We start from the raw sequence: 25,621 nt of genomic DNA, 5'->3' as shown, positions 1-25,621 counted from the left end.
CTCTGTCGATGGATGGAGGGGAACGCTAGCTATTTTCTAACCTAAATAGGTTTCTGGTGGCTTAACCAATTTCGATACATATATAAACGAGTATAATTGGGTATCTGTGACTATCCCGTTTGTCGGCAGGATAAAGAAGCAATGTTCCTTATCTGAAAACGGTGTTGTTCTTAGGGGGTAAAAGCAGATGACTTCCGATTGTAATTGTTTCAGGGCATTGGCTGTATTCTTCTCATTTTCCTCCTGCTGCATCTTGGCCAGTTTACATTTGCCATTACATTTCAGCTGTGGCCTATCTTTATTTTTGCAATACATCGCTATAAAGGAAGCCTTGTCATACTCGTAAATTGTATAGAGAATAGTGTTTTTCATGATTCCCGAAAGGACCATGCACATGATGAAAATTCTCCCTATTTGTGATATCAGCTTCAAATAAGTACAGTTATTTCGATTGTTGCAAAGATACAAAATTGTCTTCATTATACTCCCGTGAAGTTGACATTTAACAAACAAAATATCGGCTTTGATTGATTACCTATCTCTTTGAAATAAAAAATCGCCAGCTTGTTTTGCTAGCGATTGATAAATAACAAAATTTTCTCTATAAGGACCCTATCGGCTTTTCGGACTTACGAAATTAATTCAATTCTTTCTGTCTAACTACCCAAAACTTGATATCGTGGAAGTGAGCAAAAGTTGATTTATTAAATTAGCCTACTTTAGTCAAATCTATCCAAAAATCTATCATATAATATCGTATAAACCGTTAGAACAAAAATCGTTAAAATAAGAATGACCCATGCTGCAATCATTGCTAACTTCTCTATTGTTGTTCTTGGCTTTTTGTCCCTTCGTCTTGGCGCGGCTCGAAGGGTGTTTTGTCTACTTGGTTTCCGCTTTATTCGTTTCTTCTTCTTGGTCATATTACTATTCTGTAACAGCTGTGGTGCTATTAGCATTTAAGTCTTGAATTGTTCAAATCTCTCATTGCAAAGGTTGGAGGAGAAACAATGCTCGTCCTAAACATACGGCGATTCTTGGAATATGAGGGATCATGATAAGCATTAATTACGTATTGAACAAACCTGATTTCAGACCTGCAGCCTAAAACAGATTCTGGGTTAAGTCGTACCTAATCATGAGCTAATTTATAAACGTCTATCCGCCACGAAAACTTGTGCGCGGCCATTTCCAAGCTTAATATAAGGTACTTAGTCCTATCCACGAAAGCCTATATTTTAAACACACTCGATCACCAAAAGCGATAAACTGCTTAATATAGATAAACAGTGAGGTATGCAGTGTAGGTCTCCAATAATAAAGCCATTCCAAGTTTTGAGAACATTCACGTTCTTGCTGACTATGAATTAGCACTATAAAAAAACAGCACTGGTCCATTTGCAGATTACGCCACAGGACGAGATTATATCACTTTACTTTATAAGCTAATAAGCGTAGCGCATTAAAGACCACAATCAACGTTGACCCCTCGTGGGCCATCACCGCCGGGCCAATGGATGTGACGCCCAGAATAGTCAACGGGATCAATACGGCCACAACGCCCAGGCTTATCCAAAGATTCTGTTTGATGATTCTCTTGGACTTCCTACTTAACCCGATGGCAAAAGGCAACAGGTTGAGTTTATCGCCCATAAGCGCAATATCGGCCGTCTCCAGTGCCACATCCGAACCCGCAGCTCCCATTGCAATCCCAACGGTACTATTGGCCATAGCAGGTGCATCGTTGACGCCATCGCCTACCATGGCAACTTTCTTTTCCTCGTTCCTGAGTTTTTTTATTGCCTCCACTTTATCTTCCGGCAGCAATCCACCCCAGGCATCCGTTAATTTTACCTTTTCGGCTATGGCATCGGCAACTTGCTGATTATCGCCGGTCAACATGATCATCCTTTTAACACCTAATTCCCGAAGTGATTTCAATGTATCTGCCGCTTCGGCACGCGGTGTGTCCATGACGGCAATCAGGCCGAGATAGCTATCATCTTTACGTAGGACCATGGTGGTATTTCCTTTGCTTTCCAACGCTCTGACGGCGGAAACCAACTCATCGGACGGCGTCCTATCATCGAGTTTCTCAAAGAGTGGAAGGTTTCCCAGATATATTGTGTTCTGCCCTAGCTTGGCCCTGATACCTTTTCCCAATATCGCTTCCAGATTTTCCGCGGAGGGGATCTGCCGATCCTTCAGACGGGCCTTACCATCCCTAACAATGGCCTTGGCAAGCGGATGGTCACTCAGGGATTCAACCGCTACTGCAATACCGAGCAGCTCCTCTTCGCTGGTTCCTTCCAGCGGTTTGACTTCGGTAAGTTTAGGCTTGCCTTCTGTCAGTGTCCCCGTTTTGTCGAACGCCAGGGCTGTCAACGAGCCCAGGTCCTCCAGTGGTCTGCCTCCTTTAACCAAAACCCCTCCGCGGGCGGCCCTTGCAACACCGCTGAGTACGGCACTCGGTGTAGATATCGCCAGTGCACACGGACTTGCTGCCACCAGAACCGCCATCGCGCGGTAAAAGCTGTCCTTGAATGGCTCGTCTATAACCAAAAAGGCAAAGCACAACAATACAACTAATAGCAGAACTGCCGGAACAAAGAATTTTTCAAAGCGGTCGGTAAACTGTTGTGTTGGGGATTTCTGTGTCTGCGCTTCATTAACCATTTCAATAACACGGGATATGGTGGAATCCTTTGCCGTGCGCACCACTTTAATTTCAAGGGTTCCATTCCCGTTTATGGAGCCTGAAAATGCTTTGTATTTTTGATCTACGGTTTGGAAATCTACCTTCCCGGAAGAATTTTCAAGTGCCGATTTGTCAACGGGAATACTCTCACCGGTGATCGGCGACTGATCCACACTGCTAGTTCCATTTATGATTATACCATCTGCAGCGATGCGGGTATTGGGCCGTGCGACGATTACGTCATCGACCCCCAACTCTTCGATAGGGACTTCTTCTGTACCATTTTGGTTCTTGCGGAGTGCGGTTTTCGGCGCTAGATCGGCCAATGCCTCGATGGATTTGCGGGCCTTTTCCATGGCAAAATGTTCCAGTGCATGCCCCAGACTGAAAAGAAACAATAAAAGGGCGCCTTCTTCCCACTGGCCAAGAATACCTGCTCCCAGTGCTGCGACCAACATCAGGAAGTCGATCTCAAACTCACCCTTGGATATTGCCTCATAGGCCTCAATAATAACATAATAGGCCCCGAAGAAATAAGCCCCCCAAAAAAATCCTTTTGGAATCCATTCTGAAACGCCCTCTATAAAGGTCAGTCCGTAGCCAATCCCCAATAAGGCTCCACAGATCAGACTGAATATCAATTCACTGTTATGGCCGAACCAACCGCCATGTTCATGGCCGGTATCTGCGTCACCGGAGACTTTTATTTGCTTATCCCCTTCTGACTCTACAGTATTTTTTTTATCCCCTTTCCGATTGTCATCGCTCGGATGCTGAAGCTTTTCTTTTTTCTTTTCGAGCGAATGGCCGGATTCCTGCACAAGCCGGACATCCTCATTTTCAAGCTTTTTCAATAGTATGTTTTTATGAACAAGGGTATCGTCGTATTCCAGGCTGATCATTCCGGTGCCCGCTACAGAAACTTGGGTTACCCCTTTGATTTTTCGCAGTGAGTTTTCCAGTCTCTTGGCCTGACGCGGCTCACGGACCTTTGCGTTCTGCAGGAGCATGTGCCCATAGCGATTGTTCAGTTCTGCACCGACCCTTTTTGCTATCTGCACAACCTCTCCGGCATGCATACGGCCGGGATCGTAATGAAAGCACAATTGCGCCGCTTTCTGATCAGCCTTTTTACTGAGATGCACTTTTTCGATTCCCTTGTAGCCCTCCAGATGGGTAATGAGACGATCTATGCACTTGTCATCTCCGTTTGTGATATCCGGAAAAAGTATATCGATATTAAGTTTTGTCTTTTTCATAATTAATTAAGTATTGTAAGATGTAGTAACAATTCCTCCTGACATTACACCCCGTACCGATCACCAACCGGCGTGTGGTTCGAGTTTGTCCGAATATTCGAGTTGCAACGTGGTATGGGTTATCGTAAAATTACTTTTTATATATTCCGTTATGGTATTCAGCAATTCATCATATTCGCTATCCCCGGAAACGATGATGTGAACGCTCATGGCGTTTATTCCGGAAGTCAATGACCAGACGTGCAGATCATATACACCCTTAACTTTTTCCAATCCCAATATCGCGGATTTTAACGCTTCCACATTTACATCCTTGGGTGTTGCCTCCAAAAGTACAGAGACCGAATCCTTCAAAAGAATCCAGGTTCTGGGAAGAATGAGCAGACCTATACCGGCCGAAATGAGGGGATCGGCATAGTACCAGCCCGTGGTGAGCATGATTATCCCCGCTACAATGACCCCAATGGATGTCAACATATCGGAAAGTACTTCGAAATAGGCTCCCTTCATGTTTAAACTGCCCTTTGAGGCCCCGCGCAGGATCAACATACCCAGAATGTTTACCACAAGTCCGATGGCGGCAACAATCAACATTCCTTTGCTCTGGACTTCAGGGGGATCCAAAAAACGCAGGTATGCCTCATACAGCACGTAGACGGAAATTCCTATCAGAACAAGCGCATTGGTCAGCGCTGCCAGAATTTCCACTCGGTAATAGCCATAAGTTTTTTCCGCAGATGGAGGTCTGGACGCCATATTAATGGCAAAGAGCGCCAAGGCAAGTCCTCCCACATCGGTAAGCATGTGTCCCGCATCAGCCAAAAGGGCCAGACTCCCAGTCCATATTCCCCCCACAACCTCTGCAATCAGGTAGGAACATGTAAATGCCAATACCACTTTCAATTTTCGCTTGTGTTTAAAAGCTGTCGATACGGTTTCCATTTTGTCTGCAATGTTGATTATTTACCTATTTTCTTTCTTTAGTTTTACTGATTAACATACGCTATCTAACTGATAGCGTATGCCTTAAACCGAATACCAAGCGGTTACTCCTCTTCTTCACTGTTCTTCATTTTGGAAAGCACATCGTAGGCCCCTGTTTTTACAATCGCGGCCGTATCGATTCCTTCGGGAAGCTTTACCTCAACATATCCCGCCTCTTGTAGACCCGTGGTTACTTCCAGCATCTCGAAGGTATGCATACGGGTAGTTTTCGGTGCTTTTTCGTCCCCAGCGCCACCTTTCTGCTCTGATTTCTCAACGAAAATGTATTTTTTACCCAGATAATCCACCACTCCCGTTTCGGGCAGAGCGGTGACTTTATTGCTGCCTGTTTCTATAAAAGCCCTCAGATACGTATTGGGAATCAGATTTCCCAAATTGTCACTTGCAATACAATGTACCGTTACGGTTTTATCCGGGCCAACTTCTTTGCCGACAAGTACGATTTTCGCCATCCGCTCTTCTGTCTCATTGTTTAAAATGAAACGGACCTGCTGACCGACCGCCAATTTAGATACATCCTTCTCAAAAACCTTCAGTTCGATATGGAGACTGTTGCTGCTGACAAGTTCCATCATAACATCATTAGGCGCAACAAACTTCCCTACATTAATGTTTACTTTTGTTATGTAACCCGATGCAGGAGCATAAATGTTCATGGTGCTGCGGATGTTACCACTGTTCAATGTATTTGCATCGATATTGATCAGTTTGAGCCTTTGCCGGAGGGCGTTCGTGCGTGCGAGCATAGTCTGGCGCTGCGCCTTTGCCTGTTGCAGGATTTTCTGTGCATTGATATTCTCTTTGGAAAGTTCGAGCTGCCGCTGATACTCCGTTTCTGCCAGTTCCAGTTGACTGCTGCTTTCCAGGTAATCCTGTTGCATGAGTACATAGTCCTGGTTCTCCAGTACAGCAATAACTTTTCCTTTGCCGACCGTACTTCCCTGTAAGACCGACACTGATTTTACAATACCTCCCATCTGGGTGGTAATGCTGTACAGGTTTTCCGGGGGAACATCCACAAAGCCATTCACTTTGAGTGTACCGCTCAGGGACTTCATCTCAGGGCCTCCCGTAGCGATACCGGAAGCCTCATACTGGGCCGAAGTAAGTTCAACCATGTTTGGATTCTCTTCCGTTTCCGCCTCTACCGCCTCATTCTCGGATTGGGTATCTTTCTGTCCGCATGAAAAGGTGAGCAAAGACGTCAATGCCAAGAAAAACAACGCCCCCTTTAACTTTATTTTACTGTTCATATTTTTTTATTGATTGTTTCCTGTTAAATACTGTAAGGTATAAACCGACTGATTGTACTGGTTCAGTGCCTGCAGATAGGCAAACCTGATATCGGTATAGGTCCGCAATGCAACACTGAATTCAACATAACCAATCTCCCCATTCTGGAAGGCTATCTGCGATTGCCTGAGAATCAGCTCCACATTGGGCAGCGCGCTGGCTTCATAATACTCGATACTCCGCAGGTTTTTGAAAAAATCCTGACGTGCCTGCTGATATTGGGAGCTGAGATTTACTTCAGTCAGTTCCGCTTCCGATTGGGCGACCTGTTTGCCGATCTTTGCCGCCCTGACCCTGCTCGAAAAAGGCCGGAAGAACAGTGGCAGGGAAACGCCGACCTGAACACCCTGAAAACGCTTACCGGCATCAAAATACACCTCATTGCCGTTCACGTTCTGACTTCCGATAATTGATTGATTGAAATAACCGATACTAAAATCGGGGCCCGATTTTGCGCGTTCGACCCCTACATTCCTGTCCGCCACCGCTACCTGTTGTTTTCTAAAGAGGAGCAAGGGGTTATTCGATGCACCCGGACCTTCCTCAGGATTCCATACCTGCCTCTTTAGGCTATCGTCTGCGATCATAACGCTGTCGTCCGTACGCAGCAAACGCCTGAGCTCCGCCTTGTATATCAATATATCCGAACGGTTCTTCTCCAATCTGTTGCGGATCTCATTGAGCTGGGTTTCTGCGGTTGTCCGCTCCAAGAGGTTCGTTTCACCGGTCCGGTACCGGATGGACGATGCTTTAAGGAAGCCACTATAGATAGAGTCCTGGCGCTCAAAAAGCTTTTCGAGCGAGAGGAAATAATTTAATTGCCCATAAGCAGCCCTCACCTGGTAGATGAGATCATTTTCGGTAATTCCCAGATTGTATTCTCCGCTCTTCACCTGCTCCTCGACCAGTTTCCGCTGTTTGGCAAAGAGAACGGGATTGGGAATCCCTTGGGAAACAGAAATATTGTTATCCCTTTTGATGGTATTCATCTGTCCGTATTGCAGATCTACCGAAGTCTTTCCCAGATCAAATGTTGCTCCCCGCAAGGCCTTCTGCTGATCGATCTGTAACGTAGAAACGCGGACGGCAGGATTGTTCTGCAGGGCCAACTGAATGGCCTCCTCCATGGTCAGCACCTTGGTGTCCACCGGCTCCGCGGTTTGACTTTGTCCCCGGTAAGGCATTGCCAAAAGCAGCAACAAAATCAGACCGACTGCGCTATTCTTGTTTAGCTTACCGAACCGTATCCTTTCGAAGTAGGTATATAGTACAGGTAAAACCAAAAGTGTGAGGATAGTAGAAGTAACCAGACCACCGATCACTACTGTGGCCAGTGGTTTTTGAACCTCGGCACCAGCTGCCGTAGAAAGCGCCATGGGCATAAAACCGAGCGAAGCAACGGTGGCGGTCATCAGTACGGGCCTTAACCGCACGGAGGTAGCCTTGAGGATAATTTCATTCAGGTCCTCGATCCCATCATTCTTAAGACGGTTGAACTCAGTAATGAGCACAATACCATTTAAAACAGCAACACAAAATAATGCGATGAAACCAACACCAGCGGAAATGCTAAAGGGCATTCCGCGTAGCAGAAGTGCAAAAACACCGCCTATAGCAGCCATCGGTATTGCTGTAAAGATCAAAAGGGATTGTTTTACAGAACCGAATGTAAAGTACAGCAAGGTCAGGATCAGCAGTAGGGCTCCGGGAACGGCCACGGACAACCGTTTACTCGCCGCCTGAAGGTTTTCAAATTGGCCACCGTAGGTTATGTAATATCCCGTAGGCAACTTGATCCGCTGATTGATTTTCTGCTGTATTTCTTCAACCACACTTTCAATATCCCTGCCACGCACGTTCAGCCCAACGATAATCCGGCGTTTGGTATCTTCGCGCTGTATCTGGTTGGGTCCTACCTGAAAATCAACAGAGGCCAACTGCGATAAGGGTATGCGTTCACCATCGGGTGAGGATACATATATATTACGTACATTTTCGATATCCTTTCTGTAAGCGGTATCCAGACGTACAACCATATCGAAACGGCGTTCGCCCTCATAGACCAAACCGGCAGACTGACCGGCAAAGGCGGCGTTCACCGCTTCGTTTACGGCCTGGACATCAACTCCGAAGCGGGCCAGCTGGGCCCGATCGATTTTTACCACAATCTGGGGCAGACCTGTTGCCTGTTCCACATAAATGTCCGCCGCACCTTGGACGGACCCGGCCAATTTCCCAACTTCCTGTGACAGCCTGGCAAGCTGATCGAGGTCTTCACCGAAAATTTTAATACCGATATCCTGGCGAACACCCGAGATGAGCTCATTGGACCGGAGCTGAATGGGCTGCGAAAATCCGAACGTAACACCTGTAACAGGTTCCAGCGCCTCAGCCATCTTGTTGGCCAGATCTTCCCGTCCTTCAGCAGAAACCCATTCGTCTTTATCCTTCAATATCACGGTCAGATCGGTCGCCTCCATCGGCATTGGATCGGTCGGGATCTCGGCGGCACCTATTTTCCCAACCACCTCGACCACTTCCGGAAACTTATTGATCAGTATGGCAGAGGCCTGGTTCACCTTATCGATACTCTGGCTCAGTGAGCTCCCCGTTAACAAACGGGTTTCCACGGCAAAGTCTCCTTCTTCGAGTGTCGGGATAAATTCACCTCCCATTCTTGAAAAAATAAAAATGCTTACTGCCAATAGCACGACTGCTGAAAGTACGACCTTCGCCTTGTTCCGTAATGCCAGCTTCAATATGGGCTCATAATAACGATGGAAAAAATCCATCATACGGTCGGAGAAGGTGCGTTTATGTTCGATTTTCTTACTCAATACTACCGATGATACCATGGGTACATAGGTCAGGGATAACAGAAAGGCACCGAGTATCGCAAAGGACACGGTCTGTGCCATCGGGCCGAACATCTTCCCTTCAATACCCACCAGAGCAAGGATCGGTAAATATACGATCAGGATAATGATCTCACCGAAGGCCGCTGCCGAGCGGATCTTCGATGCCGATTCGTAGACTTCAGCATCCATCTCCGATTGGTTCAGCCTGTTGCTTCCTTTCCACAACCCCAGATGGTGCATGGTCGCCTCGACAATTATGACTGCGCCATCGACGATCAATCCGAAATCGATCGCCCCTAGGCTCATCAGGTTTCCGCTCACGCCGAATAAGTTCATCATGGAGATGGCGAAAAGCATGGAAAGTGGAATAACCGAGGCAACGATAATACCCGCCCGCAGGTTGCCCAGGAAAAGTACCAGGACAAATATAACAATGAGCGCACCTTCTATCAGGTTCTTGGCAACGGTACCGATCGCCCGGTCAACCAAAGCGCTCCTATCAAGAAAGGCTTCGATCGTTACGCCTTCAGGCAGCGTCTTGTTAATGCGATCAATACGTTCTTTAACGCTTGCAACAACTTCCTTTGCGTTCGAACCTTTCAACATCATCACGATACCACCTACAGCCTCGCCCTTTGATTTTTTTGTTGCACGGGTGAGGGCTCCGTAGCGGACGGCATTTCCCAGCTGGACTGTAGCGATATCCTCGATAAGTACCGGCACCTGATCTGCCTGCTTTTTGACAACTATTTTTCTGATATCGTCCAGGCTGCCGACAAGGCCTTCGCTCCTGATAAAATAGGCGTTGGGCTTTTTATCGATATAAGCGCCACCGGTATTCTGGTTATTACGCTCCAGAGCGCCGAAGACATCGGTAATACTCAAATTATAGCTGTTCAGTTTATCGGGATCAAGCGCTATTTCGAATTGCTTGAGCAGCCCCCCAAAACTGTTGACCTCGGCAACACCGGGTGTTCCAAGCAACTGGCGGCGGACAACCCAGTCCTGAATGGTGCGCAACTCCCGCGCATCATATTTTTTTTCGTAGCCGGGCTTTGCATGGACAACATATTGATAGATTTCCCCCAATCCAGTGGAAATGGGAGATATCTCGGGCTTACCGATCTCAGGCGGTATATTATTCGCGGCCTCTACCAATTTTTCATTTACCTGTTGACGCGCCCAGTAAATATCAACATCATCGTGGAATACGATTGTGACGACCGAAAGACCAAAACGGGAGATCGAACGTACCTGTTCAATTTCCGGAATGGTTGACATCGTCTGTTCGACTGGAAAGGAGATCAGCCGTTCCACCTCCGGTGTAGCCAGTGATGGGCTCAGTGTGATAACCTGGACCTGATTGTTGGTTATATCGGGTGTGGCATCGATCGGCAACCTCTTTAAGGAGTACACTCCCCAGAATATCAGTCCCAGGGTCATCAGTGCAATTATGAGTTTATTCTCTATTGAGAATTTTATTATTTTATTAAGCATATAACTATTTGAGATGCGAGATAAAATGTAAGACAAGCGCTACCAAGGCAAATGCCGTCAGCAGGGAAATTATTATAAGGCTGATCAGTCTTATAACCTTCATCCACTTCGGCTTTTGGTATTTGGCCGAAGGGCGCTGTCTTATTTCGTTTCTCCGGTATGGTTTCTTACCAGCCATTACCTTCTAATTGAAATAATAAATAAATAAATACGGTAATATCCGCCAACGGGATATTTTCTGTTTAACTAAAAAGGGATTTTAGGCAGTTAATTGAGGGGGTTGCCAGACCTCAGTGGGAATCTGCAAAGCATCGGTGGAAGTATATACGACATAATCGTTAACTTTTTCGGGGATGAATATGTTATAGACCATTGCCGGATATTGAATCAGGTGGGTAGCACAACAGCTACACTGGCAGAATGGGGCGCACCCATCGCTCTGGTGGCTATTGTCGCTGAGATTACTGTAAATATCGGCACGCTCACTCGGGGATTTGGAAATACCCATACCGGTATCAGAACACGGCAAAGCGCTTTGAATACAAACAATCAATATACAGATCAATGAAACAATTCTCATTTTACTCAATAGCCTACCACAAAATTAAATAATTTTTACCGGTAAAAAAATATAGCTATATTTTTTTTACAGCTTTCCAACAAATATTAAACCAAAAAGTTGGGGTAGCCGTTTAAAGGGACAATAGCTGATCCAATTTCCCAACATTCTTTCTTTTCCCCATTTCCCATACCTGACGGGCATGGTCCGTAAAATAGGTATGTTCCTTCAGAAACTTCCGATTTACCTCATACCATTCGCTATCACTGAAAGACATACCCAACATGGCATGCCATTCCAGCCGTAACAGTTTGAGGTCATCGATATAGCCGGGAAGGGAAAGATGCCTCATATCCGCATCGCACAGAATCTCCTCCAGCTCGCTCTGGGGCGACTGCGGCATACGTGTTGCCTCAATGCAGGTGCACACGTCTTTGATTTCTTCTCCGGTCAGTGCCATTCGTTGCAATAGGCCGCTAGCTAAAATTATGCTGTACCTTTCGTGGTCACGATAGCCGGAGACATACCCTGTATCGTGCAGCCATGCTGCAACCAATATTATTTTTGTCTCCTTTTCGCTCAACGTCATGGCAGCAGCCAGCTCTGCACATCCGGCAACGACGTTTCTGGTATGACCGATGTTGTGGTAAAACATATTTTTCGGCAAATTTCCCCTCAATAATGTCACCACATATTGTTCCAGCTTACTCAGCAATTGTGTTTCCATTTGCAAAGCTTAATTTACGTCCCGCCATGGTCCCCGTTTTTTGTTCCAGCGCACAAAAACGTAACCGATGGAGAGACATCCGACCATAACCATTAACAGCATATGTTTCTCATGCTCACCTGACGGCACGAATGCCGGGTACCTGAAAAAAAACAGCAGGACCATCGCTGTAAGCCAGATGAATAGCGTATTGTACTCCTTGACGATCCACCTCTTCCAATTGAATCGCATTGATCTGAATGTCTTCCCGATCCCTTGAAGTCGGAGCATCCACCTATTGGTGTCCTTACAGTAGAGGTCGTAATTTTCCCCGAACTTATTCCGCAAAAAGGCTTCCTCGGCCAGTACGATCGATTGGTAAATAAAACAGAAAAAGGGCATCACCACCAGCACAAACAGCAGTGAATTTGCCAGAATCCCCATACCCAACAACATTAAAATGTTACCGATATATAAAGGGTTTCTTGCATGGGAAAAAATACCCTCGGTGACCAGGCCCTCAGCGTAAACACGGCCATCCCTTCCCCCTCTGATAATATAGGACATCCCGATTGTAGCGCCCCTGACCAGTTGGCCGCACAGACTGATCAATAATCCGACAGCAACAGTGATCCAGCCTTCAGAAACCGGATCAGCAATCGCAGGAGAAGGCAGGAACAGTGTCAGGTAGAGAAATATAAAAACAACGTTTCTATATTTAAAAAAAAACGAACCAATCCCTATCATATACCCTTTTTTGCTATTATACCCACGAAATTGTACCATTTGAAAAAAATCTCGCACCGGGAAAAGCCCACCTGCCGGAGCATCGCGATGTTTTCGCTGGTTTTATAGGGAACCAGCACATTTTCAAGCGCTTCCCTTTTTCTGGCGATCTCCAGATCAGAATAATCGTTTCTTCTTTTCATCTGGTAATAGAAATCGATAAAATCACGGTTGAAATCACTGTCCTCTGCCAGCACTTTTTCCACCAGTAAAACACATCCTCCCGGGATCACTCCCTCAAAAATAGACTCGAGCATACGCTGCCTGTTCATGGGCCGTACAAATTGCAGTGTCAGGCACATAATTACGATCGATGCATTGCTAACGGATACGGTTCCGTTGAGATCGGCATACTTCAGCGTATAGATACGCTTTATGTTTTTTTCCCGAAAGCGCTGCTCACACTTATCCAACATCTCCTGGGAATTATCGATACCTACAAAGGATACCGATTCCGGCACAATCGGATCCAGTGCCAAAAAAGTTGTTCCTGTAGAGCATCCCATATCGTAAATGTCGGTTCCTTCCATACTGTAGGTAGCAGCCAGCTCCGCGACCATCCGTTGAATTTCCGGATATAACGGAACGGAACGACTTACCATATCATCAAAAACCTGTACGACCTTTTCACCAAATTTGAAATCCTGTCCACCCAGTTTTTTTTCTTCAAAAATTTTATCTTTTTCCATTTAATTACTTTATCAATAATGCGTTATGTTATTAGGAGACCACTACCGGAGCTTAAGCGACATCGAGGAAAACACCTCATTGTTGTCTTAAGTTCCCGAAAGGGCCAGAGCATAGTATTCCGGACCTGAACGACACGATCGATCGGATATCCGGAGCTGAATTAAAGTTTAAAGGATGGATTTGGGAGGTTGCCAGACTTCTAAAGAAGATAACAGTTTTGCAAAGCGCACATTGAAGGGCCGTGGCTTTTCAGGACTTTCAATGGATGCAAAGACAGGAATCTCGGACTCAAGATTTATAAAATGAAAACAAACTGAAATGTTACACTGCGAGGCGCATTTATCGTGTCCGAGATTCGATTTTGAGTGTTCATGTCTGGTTACACTATTGACAGGAACATTGTCATTGTCCACATAAACCGCACTCACCGTCAAAATGAGACTGATCAGTATATATGCGACAAACTTCATTTCCTATAGATATTTACTGCAAACATAAAAAAATCAATTTACAAAAATAAAAAGAGTCGTGTATTTTCCTATATAAGTGGAATATCCTATAACAAAAAAAGTATTTCCCTTCTAATCGACACCCATGATCCGTATTGGTTATAATTTTCGGTCCCGAAAAACAGGTCTTTATTGAGGGTTGTTCAGATAAACTGATGAACTCCCATTTTTTTGTTGCTAGCGTATATAAAATGACAAACCAAGGAAAATGTTACACTGGTAAATCCTAAAAACGCTAAATTTTTAATTAATTTCCCCTAAATTTTATACATTTGCGCATTGAATGAAATGGATTGCAACCATATTATTATTTTATTTCTCGACACTTTTTACGGTGCCGTGCAGTGACATTACCAATGAATGTGAAGAACGGCGCACCACATCATTCCAAACGCACAGCCACAATCAGGACAGTGATGATTACTGCTCCCCTTTTTGTCAGTGTACCTGTTGCAGCATTTCAATAAATTCTTTTTATTCAGGTTTTCCCGATTTAACCTCCCCTCTAAAGTTCTTCAGTCGGAAAAAAGTCCTCTCGGGTAACCTTATATTCTTTTCCAATTATCGCGGAAGTATCTGGCAACCACCAAAGATCAACGCTTAGTTTTATTGAATATTGTCTAACCGTTAGGAAACACCCAAACGTTTTCGGTACCTCGTTGTCAACATACGTTGCTAGTATGTAACATGTAACAGTTTGCGTATAACCAGCCAGCGGCATGACATATTCCCATACTTGCCTTCCCGGAAGGAAAACCCAGACATTTAAATTAAGCGTATAAAGAACGAAATATATTGTGTTAGATCGTATTATAAAATTCAGCATAAAAAACAAAATCATTATCGGTTTAATGACTTTGTTGCTTATTATATGGGGAGCATGGAGTGCAACAAAACTTCCCATCGATGCAGTACCTGACATTACGAATAATCAGGTACAGATATACACCTCCTGCCCCACATTGGCTGGTCAGGAAGTGGAACAGCTTGTGACTTTCCCTATTGAACAGAGTATTGCCAATGTTCCGAAAATTGAAGAAATCAGGAGTATTTCCCGTTTCGGGCTATCGGTAATAACCGTGGTTTTTGAGGAGGATGTCGATATTTACTTCGCCCGGCAGCTCATCAACGAAAGGCTCAGCGAGGCTGTCGACCAGATCCCCCAAGGTATCGGTTCGCCTGAAATGGCCCCGGTCAGTACCGGATTGGGAGAAGTCTACCAATACATCATTCACCCGAAAAAAGGCAGTGAAAGTAAATATAATGCCAAGGATCTGCGGACCATGCAGGACTGGATTGTCGCCCGTCAGCTGTACGGTACACCGGGTATCGCAGAAGTAAATAGCTTCGGTGGAGAATTGAAGCAATACGAAGTGGCCGTTAATCCCGATAGGTTGCGGGCCATGGACGTAAGTATTCCCGACATTTTCACGGCATTGCAAAAAAACAACCAGAATACAGGCGGTGCCTATATTGATAAAAAGCCCAACGCCTATTTTATCCGCGGTATCGGCCTGGTAACTTCTTTAGCGGATATAAAAAAAATAGTTGTAAAAAACACGGGTGCATCGCCGATTTATATCAATGATGTGGCGGAGGTAAGGTTCGGCAATGCCGTGCGCTACGGTGCTTTGACCTACAATGGCGAAGTGGATGCCGTTGGAGGAGTGGTAATGATGCTGAAAGGCGAGAACAGTAATGAAGTAGTAAAACGTATTAAGGAAAAACTGCCCACCATCCAGCAATCCCTGCCGGATGATATCACGATAGAGCCTTACCTGGACCGTACAGACCTAGTGGGGCGGGCGATCAGTACCGTGGAAAAAAACCTTATTGAAGGCGCACTGATCGTAATTTTTGTACTGGTGTTGTTTCTGGGCAATCTTCGCGCGGGCCTTATCGTCGCATCGGCTATTCCCCTGGCAATGCTTTTTGCCCTGGGTATGATGAACGTTTTCGGCGTCAGTGCGAACCTGATGAGCCTGGGGGCAATTGATTTTGGTCTTATTGTAGACGGCGCCGTTATTGTCGTGGAAGCGACCATGCACCATCTGGGACTACGCAAATCCGTCAACAGGCTAACGCAGTCCGAGATGGATGAAGAAGTCTTTATATCTGCCTCTAAAATACGGACCAGCGCGGCTTTTGGTGAGATCATTATCCTGATCGTTTACATTCCCATTCTTTCCCTGGTGGGTGTTGAAGGAAAAATGTTCAGGCCTATGGCGCAAACGGTAGGATTTGCCATCTTCGGAGCGTTGATATTGTCATTGACCTACATTCCCATGATGTGTGCCCTGTTTTTATCCAAAAACGTTGAACATAAAAAAACCTTCAGTGACAGGATGATGGAAAAACTGCAACGTATTTACCAGCCTTTATTGCAAAAAGCCATCCGGGTAAAATATATAATTGTGGGGTGTACGGTCGCGTTATTTGCTATAGCGTTATTCTTTTTCAGCAGGATGGGGGGTGAATTCATTCCCCAGTTGCAGGAAGGCGACTACGCCTTCCACTGTATCCTTCCACAGGGTAGCTCGCTCAACCAGAGCATTGAAACTTCCATGCAAGCCTCGCGCATCATAAAACAATTTGATGAAGTGAAAATGGTGGTGGGAAAAACAGGAGCCGCTGAAGTTCCGACGGATCCTATGCCTCCCGAAGCTACCGACATGATGATCGTTCTCAAACCTCAGGACGAATGGAAGTCGGAAAGGAGTTATACAGAACTTGCAGATGCCATGATGGAAAAACTGGAGGTCGTGCCCGGTATCTTCTTTGAAAAAAACCAACCCATCCAGATGCGCTTCAATGAGCTCATGACAGGCATTCGGCAGGATGTGGCGGTAAAAATATTCGGGGAAAACATGGATACCCTTGCCGCCTATGCCGATGAAGTCGGCGAAATTATCCAGACCATCCCCGGGGCGACATCTCCGCAGATCGAACGGGTGGGCGGACTTCCCCAGATTAATGTAGAATACGATCGCACCCGTATTGCCAATTACGGCTTGACCGTTCAGGATATGAACGATGTGGTCAGCACTGCTTTCGCGGGTAAGAGTACCGGCCAGGTCTATGAGAATGAAAGACGGTTCGACCTGGTAGTGCGATTGGACAGTACCCACAGAAGTAGTATCGAGGATGTGAGCAACCTGATGGTTCCCACCAACAGAGAAATCCAGATACCGTTATCGCAGGTTGCCACCATTGATTACAAACTCGGTCCCGCCCAGATCAGCCGCGAAGCGGGGAAAAGGAGGATTGTCATCGGGTTCAATGTTGCCGGAAGAGATGTGCAGAGCGTGGTAGAGGACATACAACGCCAGTTGGCAGCCAAGATAAAACTACCTTCAGGTTACTACTTCACCTATGGGGGCCAGTTCGAAAACCTCCAAAAGGCAAGCGCAAGACTTATGATAGCCGTGCCGGTTTCACTGTTGCTCATCTTTATGTTATTATATTTCACCTTCCATTCTTTCAAGCAGGCAACTTTGATATTCACGGCCATACCCATGAGTGCCATCGGTGGTGTATTTGCATTACTGCTGCGGGGCATGCCCTTCAGCATCAGCGCCGGTATCGGTTTCATCGCACTGTTCGGCGTAGCGGTATTGAACGGTATCGTATTGATAGGAACATTCAACCAATTGCAGAAAGAAGGCATGAGCGATATATTGCAAAGGGTAAAAGAAGGCACCATGACCCGGCTACGTCCGGTATTGATGACGGCAACCGTCGCCTCGCTCGGCTTTTTGCCGATGGCCATAAGTACCGGCGCAGGTGCCGAAGTACAAAAACCCCTTGCCACGGTCGTAATCGGCGGATTGATATCGGCAACATTCCTGACACTGTTTGTATTGCCTTTGTTATATATCATTTTCAATTCAAAGGTGAACCTCAAAGGTAACTTCAAAGTAAAAACATTACCGGTCATTTTGATCGTGTTAGGTGTTATGGGAATATCTTCTGTTTCCGCCCAGCAACGGGTATCCCTTGATACGGCCATCGCAACCGCGCTGGAGAGCAACCGGCAGATATCGGTTAACCGGGCAGAAATCCACAGCGCGGAACTGAACGTAAAAACCGCGACTGAAATACCCAAAACCGGATTATTCGCAGAGAACGAAGATTTCCGTCCCTCCGACAGGATCGGCATATTAAAGATCGGTATATCCCAGAGCATTGCCTGGCCGGGATTATATGCGGCGCGCCGGAATTATCTGAAAGAACAGTTGGTGTATGCCCAGACCAATACTGGGGTATTAAAAACCGCCATCAAAAGAGATGTCCGGACCGCCTATTACCAGTTGTGGTACCTACAGGACAGGCAGGATCTGTTTAAACGGCTCGACAGCATATATACAGGCCTGTTCAGGGCGACCGAAGTACGCGTTAAAGCAGGTGATGTCGCCAGGTTGGACAAAATTGCTGCCGAAGCCAAACTCCGGGAACTACAGGCATTACTGAAGCAGAACAAAAAAGACATGGTCGTTCAGCAGCAGCAGCTGATGATGCTATTGGACCGTAATGAATGGCTGCTTCCGATAGCGGCACCCCTGGAAAAACTTGACCTGGAGTTATCAGAAAGTGTTCAGTCGCACCCGTTACTGGATCTGCAGCAACAGAATATAAACATAGCTTCATCCAATATCGCCGTACAGAAAAACACCAATAGGCCCGAGCTTTCGGGAAGGTTTTTCAGTCAGCGGCTCTGGGGGGCAAATGATCCGTTTACAGGTTTTTCCGTTATGGCCTCATTTCCTTTATTTGGGGCAAAGGCCTATCGTAACAAAGTAAAGACCGCTATTGCGGAGAAAGAGGTACAGGAGAAAACACTCGCCTACCAGACGCAATTGCTGCAGACCCGAAAATCAGCGGCGATGACGGAAATTGAGAAGAACCTCTACCTGTTAAATTTTTATGAGACATCCGGTTTAAAACAGGCCGAGGAAATCATCAACGCGTCGACACTCAGTTACAGGACCGGGGAGATCAGTTTTGCGGAATTAAGCCAGTTTTTAAGCCAGGCGATCGGGATACGCCAGAATTACCTGGATGTGTTGAATTCCTATAACCAGTCCGCCATTCAGTTTAATTACTTTAATAACAAATAAGACAAAATGAAAATCTTGATAAAAATATTATTTGCCTTCCTCGTTGTTGTTTCATTGAACGGTTGCGGGGGAAAACACAGCGAAGATGACGGACATGGCCACGGGACAGAGGCGAAGGCATCTGAAGCTACCGGTGAAGAAGAACATGGGGAAGAAGGATCGTCAACCATTGCCACTCTTACCCTGGAGCAGATCAAGGCCGTGAATATTCGGATGGGAACCATCGAAAAGAGGAACCTCACTGCTTTCATTAAGGCCAACGGAAGGTTGCGGGTACCGAACAACAATAAAGCGAACGCCACATCGCTCTACGGCGGCGTTGTCAAGACGCTGAAGGTCCAGTTGGGAGATTATGTAAAAAAAGGCCAGGTAATAGCGACCATCGAAAATCCACAGTTTCTACAGCTTCAGGAAGAATATGTGGCGCTGTCCAGCAGGATAACCCTGTCCGAACAGGAAATGCAGCGACAGAAAGAATTGAACGAAGGCAGTGCCGGTGCCCTGAAGAATCTGCAAAATGCCACCGCAGAACTTAACACGATACGTGCCCGTGAAGCCTCACTGCGAAAGCAGATCCAGCTAATGGGGATAAATCCGGACAAAATCAGCAGCGCCAATATCCAGTCGGTATTATTTGTCGGCAGCCCCATAAGCGGCACGGTCAGCAGGGAATTTGCCAAAATTGGCAATTATGTCGATGTGTCTTCGCCCGTGGTCGAGATCGTGGATAACGGATTGTTACACTTGGATATGCAGGTGTTCGAACGGGACCTTCCAAATATCAAAGTCGGACAGACGGTAAATTTCACGATTACCAACAACCCGGCCGCCAGCTATACGGCCAAGGTGTTCAACATAGGTTCATCGTTTGAAGACGATAGCAAGACCGTGGCTGTTCATTGCCTGGTTACGGGTGAAAAAAACGGATTGATCGATGGCATGAATATTTCGGGTATGGTGAGTATAGAAGATGTTCTTGCTACTGCAGTCCCTAGTGAGGCCATTGTGGAGGCCGATGGAAAATATTACATTTTTGTACATACCGACAAGGAGCCCGAAAGTGAACATGGGCATGAAGAAGGCGAAGCTCATGGTAGCGGTGAGGAGCCACACGAACATGGAACAGATGATAAGCACGATCATCTGGCAGAAAATAAAGACCATGGTCCCAACATGAATTTCGAAAAAGTAGAAGTATCCAAAGGTGTAACCGAACTGGGCTATACCGCCATCACTCCTGTCGGTGAGATTCCCGACAAATCCGAAGTGGTTGTAAAGGGAGCTTTCTTTATCAATGCCAAGTTGAGCAATACCGGTGGACATGAACATTGATTTTGATCAACGGCCACTATTGATCCGTGCTCGAGCGATTCCTTTTTAGGGTCAATACGAACTGGATACGGGCATTGATATGTTTGGATCCCATCATTTGAGGTATTGCAGTTAACTGGGGAATGGATATAGCCGAAAGCTTATATAATAGCCGGCTATATCCTCTTTCCATTACACGCAGACTCAATTTTCAAACGTTAACACCTAATTTCAGAACAGAGAGCAATGATGTTCGTTTGATCTCCGTTTTGCTAAATTGAACAGTATTATGAAATGTAATATAAAAGAGATATGCTTATGCTGCCATTGAATAGAAGCTGCATAAAGGCATTACTTCTGTTGGGAACATTCTTATGTGTCCAACACGTTGGCGCGCAGCTGAAAAGAGAATTACCCGAAATGTTGAGGAACGATAACGGGCTACTGACCAACATGATAGATACGAACACCATATTCGGACGTAATATCATTAAACTCTACAATCAATACAGTCATATCGGGTTCAGCGGTTATATGCAGCCCCAGTTCCAAATATCACAGACCAGGGGTAACGACAATATTTATCAGGGCGGAGATTGGGGAGCATATTCAAGCAATCGCTTCAGATTGAGAAGAGGGCGCTTCCGAATGGATTTTTCCCATTATCTGGATGATGGAAGTCCATCCGTTTATTTTCTTTTTCAATTTGACGGAACTGAAAGGGGTGTAAATATCCGGGACTTCTGGGGACGTTTCTATGAAAATAAGTTTAAACTTTTTCATTTTTCGGCAGGCATGATGGCCAGGCCATTCGGGCACGAAGTGTTATATTCATCCTCATACAGGGAGGCTCCCGAAAGAGGCCGGATGTCCCAGATTCTGATGAAAACGGAAAGGGATCTTGGCTTTATGGTCAGTCTTAATCCAAGGAGGGCAGAATCTGCAATGAAATGGCTGACGGTCGACCTTGGCATTTACAACGGGCAGGGTATGTCCGGAACGATGGAATATGACAATCGTAAAGATGTCATTATGAGAATCAGCAGTAAAAAACAGAAAATAGGCAAATCAAAAGTGCGGATTGCCGGAGGGGTAAGTGGCTTTTGGGGAGGTATAACGAGCAGGAACGCATTGATATACAAGACCCGTCAGGAGAACAATCTTTTTATAATGCGGGCTGACTCTTCCGCTAATAATATAGGTAAGAACGCGGCAAGGAATTATGTGGGTGCCGATATGCAGATCATACTGCCCAATAGCAAAAAAGGCCAAACCGAATTCCGATTTGAATATATCCGTGGTTTGCAAACGTCCACTTTAGGCACATCCGAAACACCCGGTAGTTTACCGGTCGACGAACAGGGAAATCCGGTTCCGCTCTCGACAAGACTTTTTGATGGAGGATATTTCTATTTTCTTCAGAACATTGGTAGCTGGAATAATGTTCTGATATTTAAATATGACTGGTACGATCCGAATAAAAAAATTAACGGAGACGACGTCGACCCTTCCAAAGGATTTACCAAAGCAGACATAAGGTATGACACATGGGGACTTGGTTTGCTCCGTTACATCAACGACTATATGAAAGTTACGTTGTGGTACGAGAGGCCTACCAATGAAAAAACAAAGATCGCGGGCTATGGGAATATAGATAAGGAAGGTATTGCGACGTTGAGAATGCAGTTCAGCTTTTGAAAGCCTACAACAAAAAATGAAACAAATATATCATCCCCTGACAAACATGAAGAAATGGATATAGAATTTGAGCTTTTACTTTCCGCAAAGTTAGTTTTAGCGGCTTTTTTGGGAGGCATTATAGGCCTTGAAAGGGAAAGGGATAAAAACAATATGGGCATACGCACATTCGCATGTATATGCGTGGCCGCCTGTCTTTTTGTGTCCATTTCCGCCCATCTCAGCGAAGACAGTTCTGCGATAGCCAGAACACTGGCTGCTATTGCCACGGGACTTGGCTTTATAGGGGCGGGTATTATTTTTCGGGACGAAAGGAATATGCCCAAGGGCTTAACAACGGCAGCAGGTTTGTGGACTACTTCTGCTGTAGGCGTGGCGATTGCGCTTAACATGTATGTACTTGCCTTCTCTGCCACCGGTCTTACGCTGTTAATATTCTTTGTCAATCAATTTAACTGGTATAGAAGGTTCGTCGCAAAACTCTTTAGCAACAAAAAAGAATAATACGCAGAAGGCAAAAGGAAAATAATTTTGATAATCGTCAGGTCACGCTAAATTCTATTATTGTTTAAAACATCGAAAAAGTGGGCCAAACAAATTTTGTACGACAGGTGTTGTAAGCATAACGAATCGGATATTCGGCATCTTTTGAAAGTAGTATTATTAATAAAAAACTTATGGAAAATCAAACATCGCCAGAACAGGCTCAAAACGGTAAAGGCACAGAAAAGCATTCTCATTCCGAACACCACAGGGAAAAGGAACATCATCCCCACAAAGAACATCATGAGGGCTTTGATCCCAATAAGCCGGAACAACACGAGGAGGATGAACATCATCAACACCCTGAACATCACCCGGAAAAAGAGCATCATAAGGGCAAACAGGAAGGATAATTGATATAGGCCGCTCATTAACCCGGAAAGATTTTAAGATGCTGTCTGTGCAGATGCTTGGACAGCATCTTTTTATTTATTTGGGATTAGATTTTGCGTAGCTCTAGAGAAGTTGGTACAAATTTGAAATAATCGGATGACCTCAACCCAATACGTATATTTAGAAAAATGTTACAGGCTATATTTCTCAGCCTACCAATCGCGAAAAATCTTTTTAATACACATTTCGAGAAGTCTATGGCTACAACATAATCCTTATAATATTGTATTCACTTTTCTTTGCAATACTGATTTCTCCATCAGTTTAAAAATCAGGGAAAATTATGTTTAACGAGAATTGTTTCCTGCATTAGGCTTATTTTGAAATTAAATCAGGATCCAACTATACAAATCCTCTGTATGTGTACCAGATTTAAAATCAGTACAAGGAAAGTTAAAATGCTCTTATTTACATTTATTTTGCTACCGACATTTCACAAGAAAATATATACAGATATTCAAGCGAATATCAGGAACTTACGATGGATATTAATGAATGGCATAGCTTTCAAAGGATGGTGTCGTAGATTTTCGTTGTTGGTACGAATATATAAACAGCAGCTATAAAAATAAAAATATCACACAATCTAAAAATTTATGATTGTCGTTTCAATTTTTAAATGTATAACAGTTTACTATGATGTACAGTAAGCCTTTCCAAACAGCCGGAGAAATACTGGAAACCATAGTCATAAAATAGAAAAAAAAATGGAAAACCAATTTGATGTGATTATAATAGGTTCAGGCCCAGGCGGCTATGTATCAGCAATACGATGCGGACAATTAGGAATGAAGACAGCAATTATCGAAAAATATCCTGTGTTGGGAGGGACTTGTCTAAATGTTGGTTGTATACCATCTAAAGCCATGTTGGACAGTTCTGAGCGCTTTCACGAGATAAGAAACGCGCAGAGCCATGGGATTTCCGTTGATAACCCGAGAGTAGATTTGTCGAATATGATTGCACGGAAATCAAGTGTCGTTTCCAAAATAAATGGCGGCGTTAGCTATTTGATGAAAAAAAATAAGGTAAGTGTTTTCACCGGGGTTGCTTCCTTCATCGATAAAAATAATATTTTAATTAAATCCGACAATGGAGAAAAAACAGTTACCGGAAAAAACATCATCATTGCTACCGGTTCAAAGCCTGCATCCCTTCCCAATATAGACATTGATCAGAAGCGAATTATCAGTTCAACTGAAGCGCTCACGTTAAAAGAAATTCCAAAACATCTGATTGTAGTTGGTGGTGGGGTAATCGGTATGGAACTTGGTTCTGTCTATGGTAGGCTTGGAAGTGAAATTACCGTATTGGAATATACAAATAGTATCATAGCCACTATGGATAGGAAAATGGGATCCGAACTTCAGAAATCGCTTAAAACAAATCTTGGCTTCAATTTTCTACTGAACCATAAAGTAACAGAAGCAGTCAACAATGGAAAGGAAGTATCTGTTACAGCAGAAGACGGGGAGGGAAAAAGCATCACACTGCGAGGAGATTATTGTCTTATCGCTATTGGCAGAAAGCCTTACACGGCCCAATTAGGTCTTGAAAAAATTGGAATTGAGCTTTCGGCGAAAGGGCAGATTGTAACAGATGGAAACTTGGAAACAAATATTAAGAGTGTTTATGCTATCGGAGACGTAATAAAAGGTCCAATGTTGGCACATAAAGCGTCAGAAGAAGGTATATACGTAGCTGAAATTATCGCAGGACAGAAACCGCACATCAATTATGATTTTATCCCAACCATTGTATATACAAGTCCCGAAGTGGCAGGCATTGGCAAGACTGAAGAAGAATTAAAAGCTGCCGGGAGGAGATACAGGGTTGGACATTTCCCTTTCTCGGCATCTGGAAGAGCAATCACAAGTGGAAAAACGGAAGGTATTGCGAAAGTTCTAACAGACGAAGATACAGATGAAATATTGGGTTTTCATATCATCGGAGAGAGGGCCTCCGACCTGATAGGCGAAGCAAGTATAGCGTTGGAATTTAGAGCTTCATCGGAAGACGTATTTCGGACGACACATGGGCACCCCACTTATTACGAAAACCTTCGAGAAGCTTGTCTGAATGTTCATAAGATTGCTATTCATATATAGTCAACAAACCGTAAAAAATTGTTCAAATCGATTTTGTCGAACTATTTATGAAAAAGGAATAGTGATTATCTATAATCCGTGTTATAAAGATTATAGATAACGAGAATATACGACAAAAACGGCTTACTGTAATAAAATCAATGACCAAACCATCTGTTTAATATAATATTCGGATACGTGATCTCATTAACGAACAGGTCCTATGTAATATAAACCGTACCTGTTTCAGGAACATATGCCTCAATCATTTTTAAACCTGCTGCGTACGCTGCAGCAACCCGGTAAAATCCATCCACAACTAAATTTTCGCTGTAAGGTCCATGTGTATAGCGCCTTCCTATTAGGATAGGAGGTATTTCTGTTAACAATGGTCCAATATCATATCGGTCGTCTATAAACGTATGTAGATGGATGTCCTGCCTTCGCAGCTCTTCGATCCTGACCTCCGTTCGGACATAGCTTTTTGTAGCCACTCCTGCATAATCGAGATCTTCCATCACAGCTTCCTCATCCCACGTTTGCAACGCCAAAATCAATCTTACAATTTCTTCTCCGGGTATCAAATTCTTCTTCTTCATAGTTAAGTTCTGT

At 44.8% G+C, this 25,621-nt stretch carries 18 protein-coding genes; 7 read left to right on the top strand and 11 right to left on the bottom strand.

The features are described from left to right. Nucleotides 1–36: 36 nt before the first annotated feature. The 10 genes from E0E36_RS18540 to E0E36_RS18490 all read right to left on the bottom strand — a co-directional run bounded on the left by E0E36_RS18540 (nucleotide 37) and on the right by E0E36_RS18490 (nucleotide 13,821). Nucleotides 37–372: a hypothetical protein gene (locus E0E36_RS18540; protein WP_130857284.1), complete on the bottom strand. Its 336-nt coding sequence runs from the start codon at nucleotides 370–372 to the stop codon at nucleotides 37–39. 1,056 nt (nucleotides 373–1,428) lie between these two features. Continuing rightward, complete coding sequence (locus E0E36_RS18530) at nucleotides 1,429–3,957, bottom strand: heavy metal translocating P-type ATPase (RefSeq protein WP_130857282.1); 2,529 nt, start codon at nucleotides 3,955–3,957, stop codon at nucleotides 1,429–1,431. A 60-nt stretch (nucleotides 3,958–4,017) separates the two neighbouring features. Beyond that, a complete protein-coding gene (locus E0E36_RS18525; protein ID WP_130857281.1) occupies nucleotides 4,018–4,899 on the bottom strand; it encodes a cation diffusion facilitator family transporter in 882 nt (293 codons plus the stop codon). Between the two features lie 104 nt (nucleotides 4,900–5,003). After that, a complete protein-coding gene (locus E0E36_RS18520; RefSeq protein WP_130857280.1) occupies nucleotides 5,004–6,215 on the bottom strand; it encodes an efflux RND transporter periplasmic adaptor subunit in 1,212 nt (403 codons plus the stop codon). Nucleotides 6,216–6,221: 6 nt separating this feature from the next. After that, complete coding sequence (locus E0E36_RS18515; protein ID WP_130857279.1) at nucleotides 6,222–10,610, bottom strand: CusA/CzcA family heavy metal efflux RND transporter; 4,389 nt, start codon at nucleotides 10,608–10,610, stop codon at nucleotides 6,222–6,224. Between the two features lie 259 nt (nucleotides 10,611–10,869). After that, entirely contained in the window at nucleotides 10,870–11,190 is a 321-nt protein-coding gene (locus E0E36_RS28400) for a DUF6660 family protein (protein ID WP_377477088.1), read from the bottom strand. Between the two features lie 112 nt (nucleotides 11,191–11,302). Next, nucleotides 11,303–11,896: an HD domain-containing protein gene (locus E0E36_RS18505; RefSeq protein ID WP_130857277.1), complete on the bottom strand. Its 594-nt coding sequence runs from the start codon at nucleotides 11,894–11,896 to the stop codon at nucleotides 11,303–11,305. 9 nt (nucleotides 11,897–11,905) lie between these two features. Next, a complete protein-coding gene (locus E0E36_RS18500) occupies nucleotides 11,906–12,622 on the bottom strand; it encodes a methyltransferase family protein (protein WP_130857276.1) in 717 nt (238 codons plus the stop codon). Further along, nucleotides 12,619–13,350, bottom strand: a complete 732-nt coding sequence (gene cmoA / locus E0E36_RS18495) for a carboxy-S-adenosyl-L-methionine synthase CmoA (protein WP_130857275.1) — start codon at nucleotides 13,348–13,350, stop codon at nucleotides 12,619–12,621. The genes E0E36_RS18500 and cmoA overlap by 4 nt, the downstream gene beginning before the upstream one ends. A 168-nt stretch (nucleotides 13,351–13,518) precedes the next feature. Beyond that, nucleotides 13,519–13,821: a hypothetical protein gene (locus E0E36_RS18490; RefSeq protein ID WP_130857274.1), complete on the bottom strand. Its 303-nt coding sequence runs from the start codon at nucleotides 13,819–13,821 to the stop codon at nucleotides 13,519–13,521. Between the two features lie 322 nt (nucleotides 13,822–14,143). Here E0E36_RS18490 and E0E36_RS28395 point away from each other — a divergent pair, with 322 nt between their 5' ends. The 7 genes from E0E36_RS28395 to lpdA all read left to right on the top strand — a co-directional run bounded on the left by E0E36_RS28395 (nucleotide 14,144) and on the right by lpdA (nucleotide 25,030). Continuing rightward, nucleotides 14,144–14,464, top strand: coding sequence for a DUF6660 family protein (locus E0E36_RS28395; protein WP_354004782.1), 321 nt, complete (start codon nucleotides 14,144–14,146; stop codon nucleotides 14,462–14,464). A gap of 193 nt (nucleotides 14,465–14,657) precedes the next feature. Continuing rightward, nucleotides 14,658–18,977 (top strand): CusA/CzcA family heavy metal efflux RND transporter, encoded by a 4,320-nt coding sequence (locus E0E36_RS18485; protein WP_130857273.1) that lies wholly within the window; start codon nucleotides 14,658–14,660, stop codon nucleotides 18,975–18,977. 6 nt (nucleotides 18,978–18,983) lie between these two features. Beyond that, nucleotides 18,984–20,309 carry an efflux RND transporter periplasmic adaptor subunit gene (locus E0E36_RS18480; RefSeq protein WP_130857272.1) on the top strand — a complete coding sequence of 442 codons (1,326 nt, stop codon included), beginning with the start codon at nucleotides 18,984–18,986 and terminating at the stop codon, nucleotides 20,307–20,309. Between the two features lie 297 nt (nucleotides 20,310–20,606). Beyond that, nucleotides 20,607–21,986, top strand: coding sequence for a porin (locus E0E36_RS18475; RefSeq protein ID WP_130857271.1), 1,380 nt, complete (start codon nucleotides 20,607–20,609; stop codon nucleotides 21,984–21,986). A gap of 54 nt (nucleotides 21,987–22,040) precedes the next feature. Then, nucleotides 22,041–22,490 (top strand): MgtC/SapB family protein, encoded by a 450-nt coding sequence (locus E0E36_RS18470; protein ID WP_130857270.1) that lies wholly within the window; start codon nucleotides 22,041–22,043, stop codon nucleotides 22,488–22,490. A gap of 173 nt (nucleotides 22,491–22,663) precedes the next feature. Continuing rightward, complete coding sequence (locus tag E0E36_RS18465; RefSeq protein ID WP_130857269.1) at nucleotides 22,664–22,882, top strand: hypothetical protein; 219 nt, start codon at nucleotides 22,664–22,666, stop codon at nucleotides 22,880–22,882. A gap of 747 nt (nucleotides 22,883–23,629) precedes the next feature. Beyond that, nucleotides 23,630–25,030 carry a dihydrolipoyl dehydrogenase gene (gene lpdA, locus E0E36_RS18460; RefSeq protein WP_130857268.1) on the top strand — a complete coding sequence of 467 codons (1,401 nt, stop codon included), beginning with the start codon at nucleotides 23,630–23,632 and terminating at the stop codon, nucleotides 25,028–25,030. 200 nt (nucleotides 25,031–25,230) lie between these two features. On the opposite strand, the gene E0E36_RS18455 is transcribed toward lpdA, so the two are convergent. Next, nucleotides 25,231–25,608 (bottom strand): hypothetical protein, encoded by a 378-nt coding sequence (locus E0E36_RS18455; RefSeq protein WP_130857267.1) that lies wholly within the window; start codon nucleotides 25,606–25,608, stop codon nucleotides 25,231–25,233. Nucleotides 25,609–25,621 lie beyond the last annotated feature (13 nt).

Origin of the sequence: Olivibacter jilunii (genome assembly GCF_900607235.1) — a bacterium.
GTDB classification, from domain to species: Bacteria; Bacteroidota; Bacteroidia; order Sphingobacteriales; family Sphingobacteriaceae; genus Olivibacter; species Olivibacter oleidegradans.
The sequence above is the reverse complement of the archived record's forward strand: the minus strand, read 5'-3'. Positions and strand labels throughout refer to the sequence as shown.

Bases quoted from the DNA above. Each gene is read 5' to 3' on its own strand.
- E0E36_RS18540 (WP_130857284.1), bottom strand. From the start codon at position 372: ATGAAAAACACTATTCTCTATACAATTTACGAGTATGACAAGGCTTCC.
- E0E36_RS18530 (WP_130857282.1), bottom strand. From the start codon at position 3,957: ATGAAAAAGACAAAACTTAATATCGATATACTTTTTCCGGATATCACA.
- E0E36_RS18525 (WP_130857281.1), bottom strand. From the start codon at position 4,899: ATGGAAACCGTATCGACAGCTTTTAAACACAAGCGAAAATTGAAAGTG.
- E0E36_RS18520 (WP_130857280.1), bottom strand. From the start codon at position 6,215: ATGAACAGTAAAATAAAGTTAAAGGGGGCGTTGTTTTTCTTGGCATTG.
- E0E36_RS18515 (WP_130857279.1), bottom strand. From the start codon at position 10,610: ATGCTTAATAAAATAATAAAATTCTCAATAGAGAATAAACTCATAATT.
- E0E36_RS28400 (WP_377477088.1), bottom strand. From the start codon at position 11,190: ATGAGAATTGTTTCATTGATCTGTATATTGATTGTTTGTATTCAAAGC.
- E0E36_RS18505 (WP_130857277.1), bottom strand. From the start codon at position 11,896: ATGGAAACACAATTGCTGAGTAAGCTGGAACAATATGTGGTGACATTA.
- E0E36_RS18500 (WP_130857276.1), bottom strand. From the start codon at position 12,622: ATGATAGGGATTGGTTCGTTTTTTTTTAAATATAGAAACGTTGTTTTT.
- cmoA (WP_130857275.1), bottom strand. From the start codon at position 13,350: ATGGAAAAAGATAAAATTTTTGAAGAAAAAAAACTGGGTGGACAGGAT.
- E0E36_RS18490 (WP_130857274.1), bottom strand. From the start codon at position 13,821: ATGAAGTTTGTCGCATATATACTGATCAGTCTCATTTTGACGGTGAGT.
- E0E36_RS28395 (WP_354004782.1), top strand. From the start codon at position 14,144: ATGAAATGGATTGCAACCATATTATTATTTTATTTCTCGACACTTTTT.
- E0E36_RS18480 (WP_130857272.1), top strand. From the start codon at position 18,984: ATGAAAATCTTGATAAAAATATTATTTGCCTTCCTCGTTGTTGTTTCA.
- E0E36_RS18475 (WP_130857271.1), top strand. From the start codon at position 20,607: ATGCTGCCATTGAATAGAAGCTGCATAAAGGCATTACTTCTGTTGGGA.
- E0E36_RS18470 (WP_130857270.1), top strand. From the start codon at position 22,041: ATGGATATAGAATTTGAGCTTTTACTTTCCGCAAAGTTAGTTTTAGCG.
- E0E36_RS18465 (WP_130857269.1), top strand. From the start codon at position 22,664: ATGGAAAATCAAACATCGCCAGAACAGGCTCAAAACGGTAAAGGCACA.
- lpdA (WP_130857268.1), top strand. From the start codon at position 23,630: ATGGAAAACCAATTTGATGTGATTATAATAGGTTCAGGCCCAGGCGGC.
- E0E36_RS18455 (WP_130857267.1), bottom strand. From the start codon at position 25,608: ATGAAGAAGAAGAATTTGATACCCGGAGAAGAAATTGTAAGATTGATT.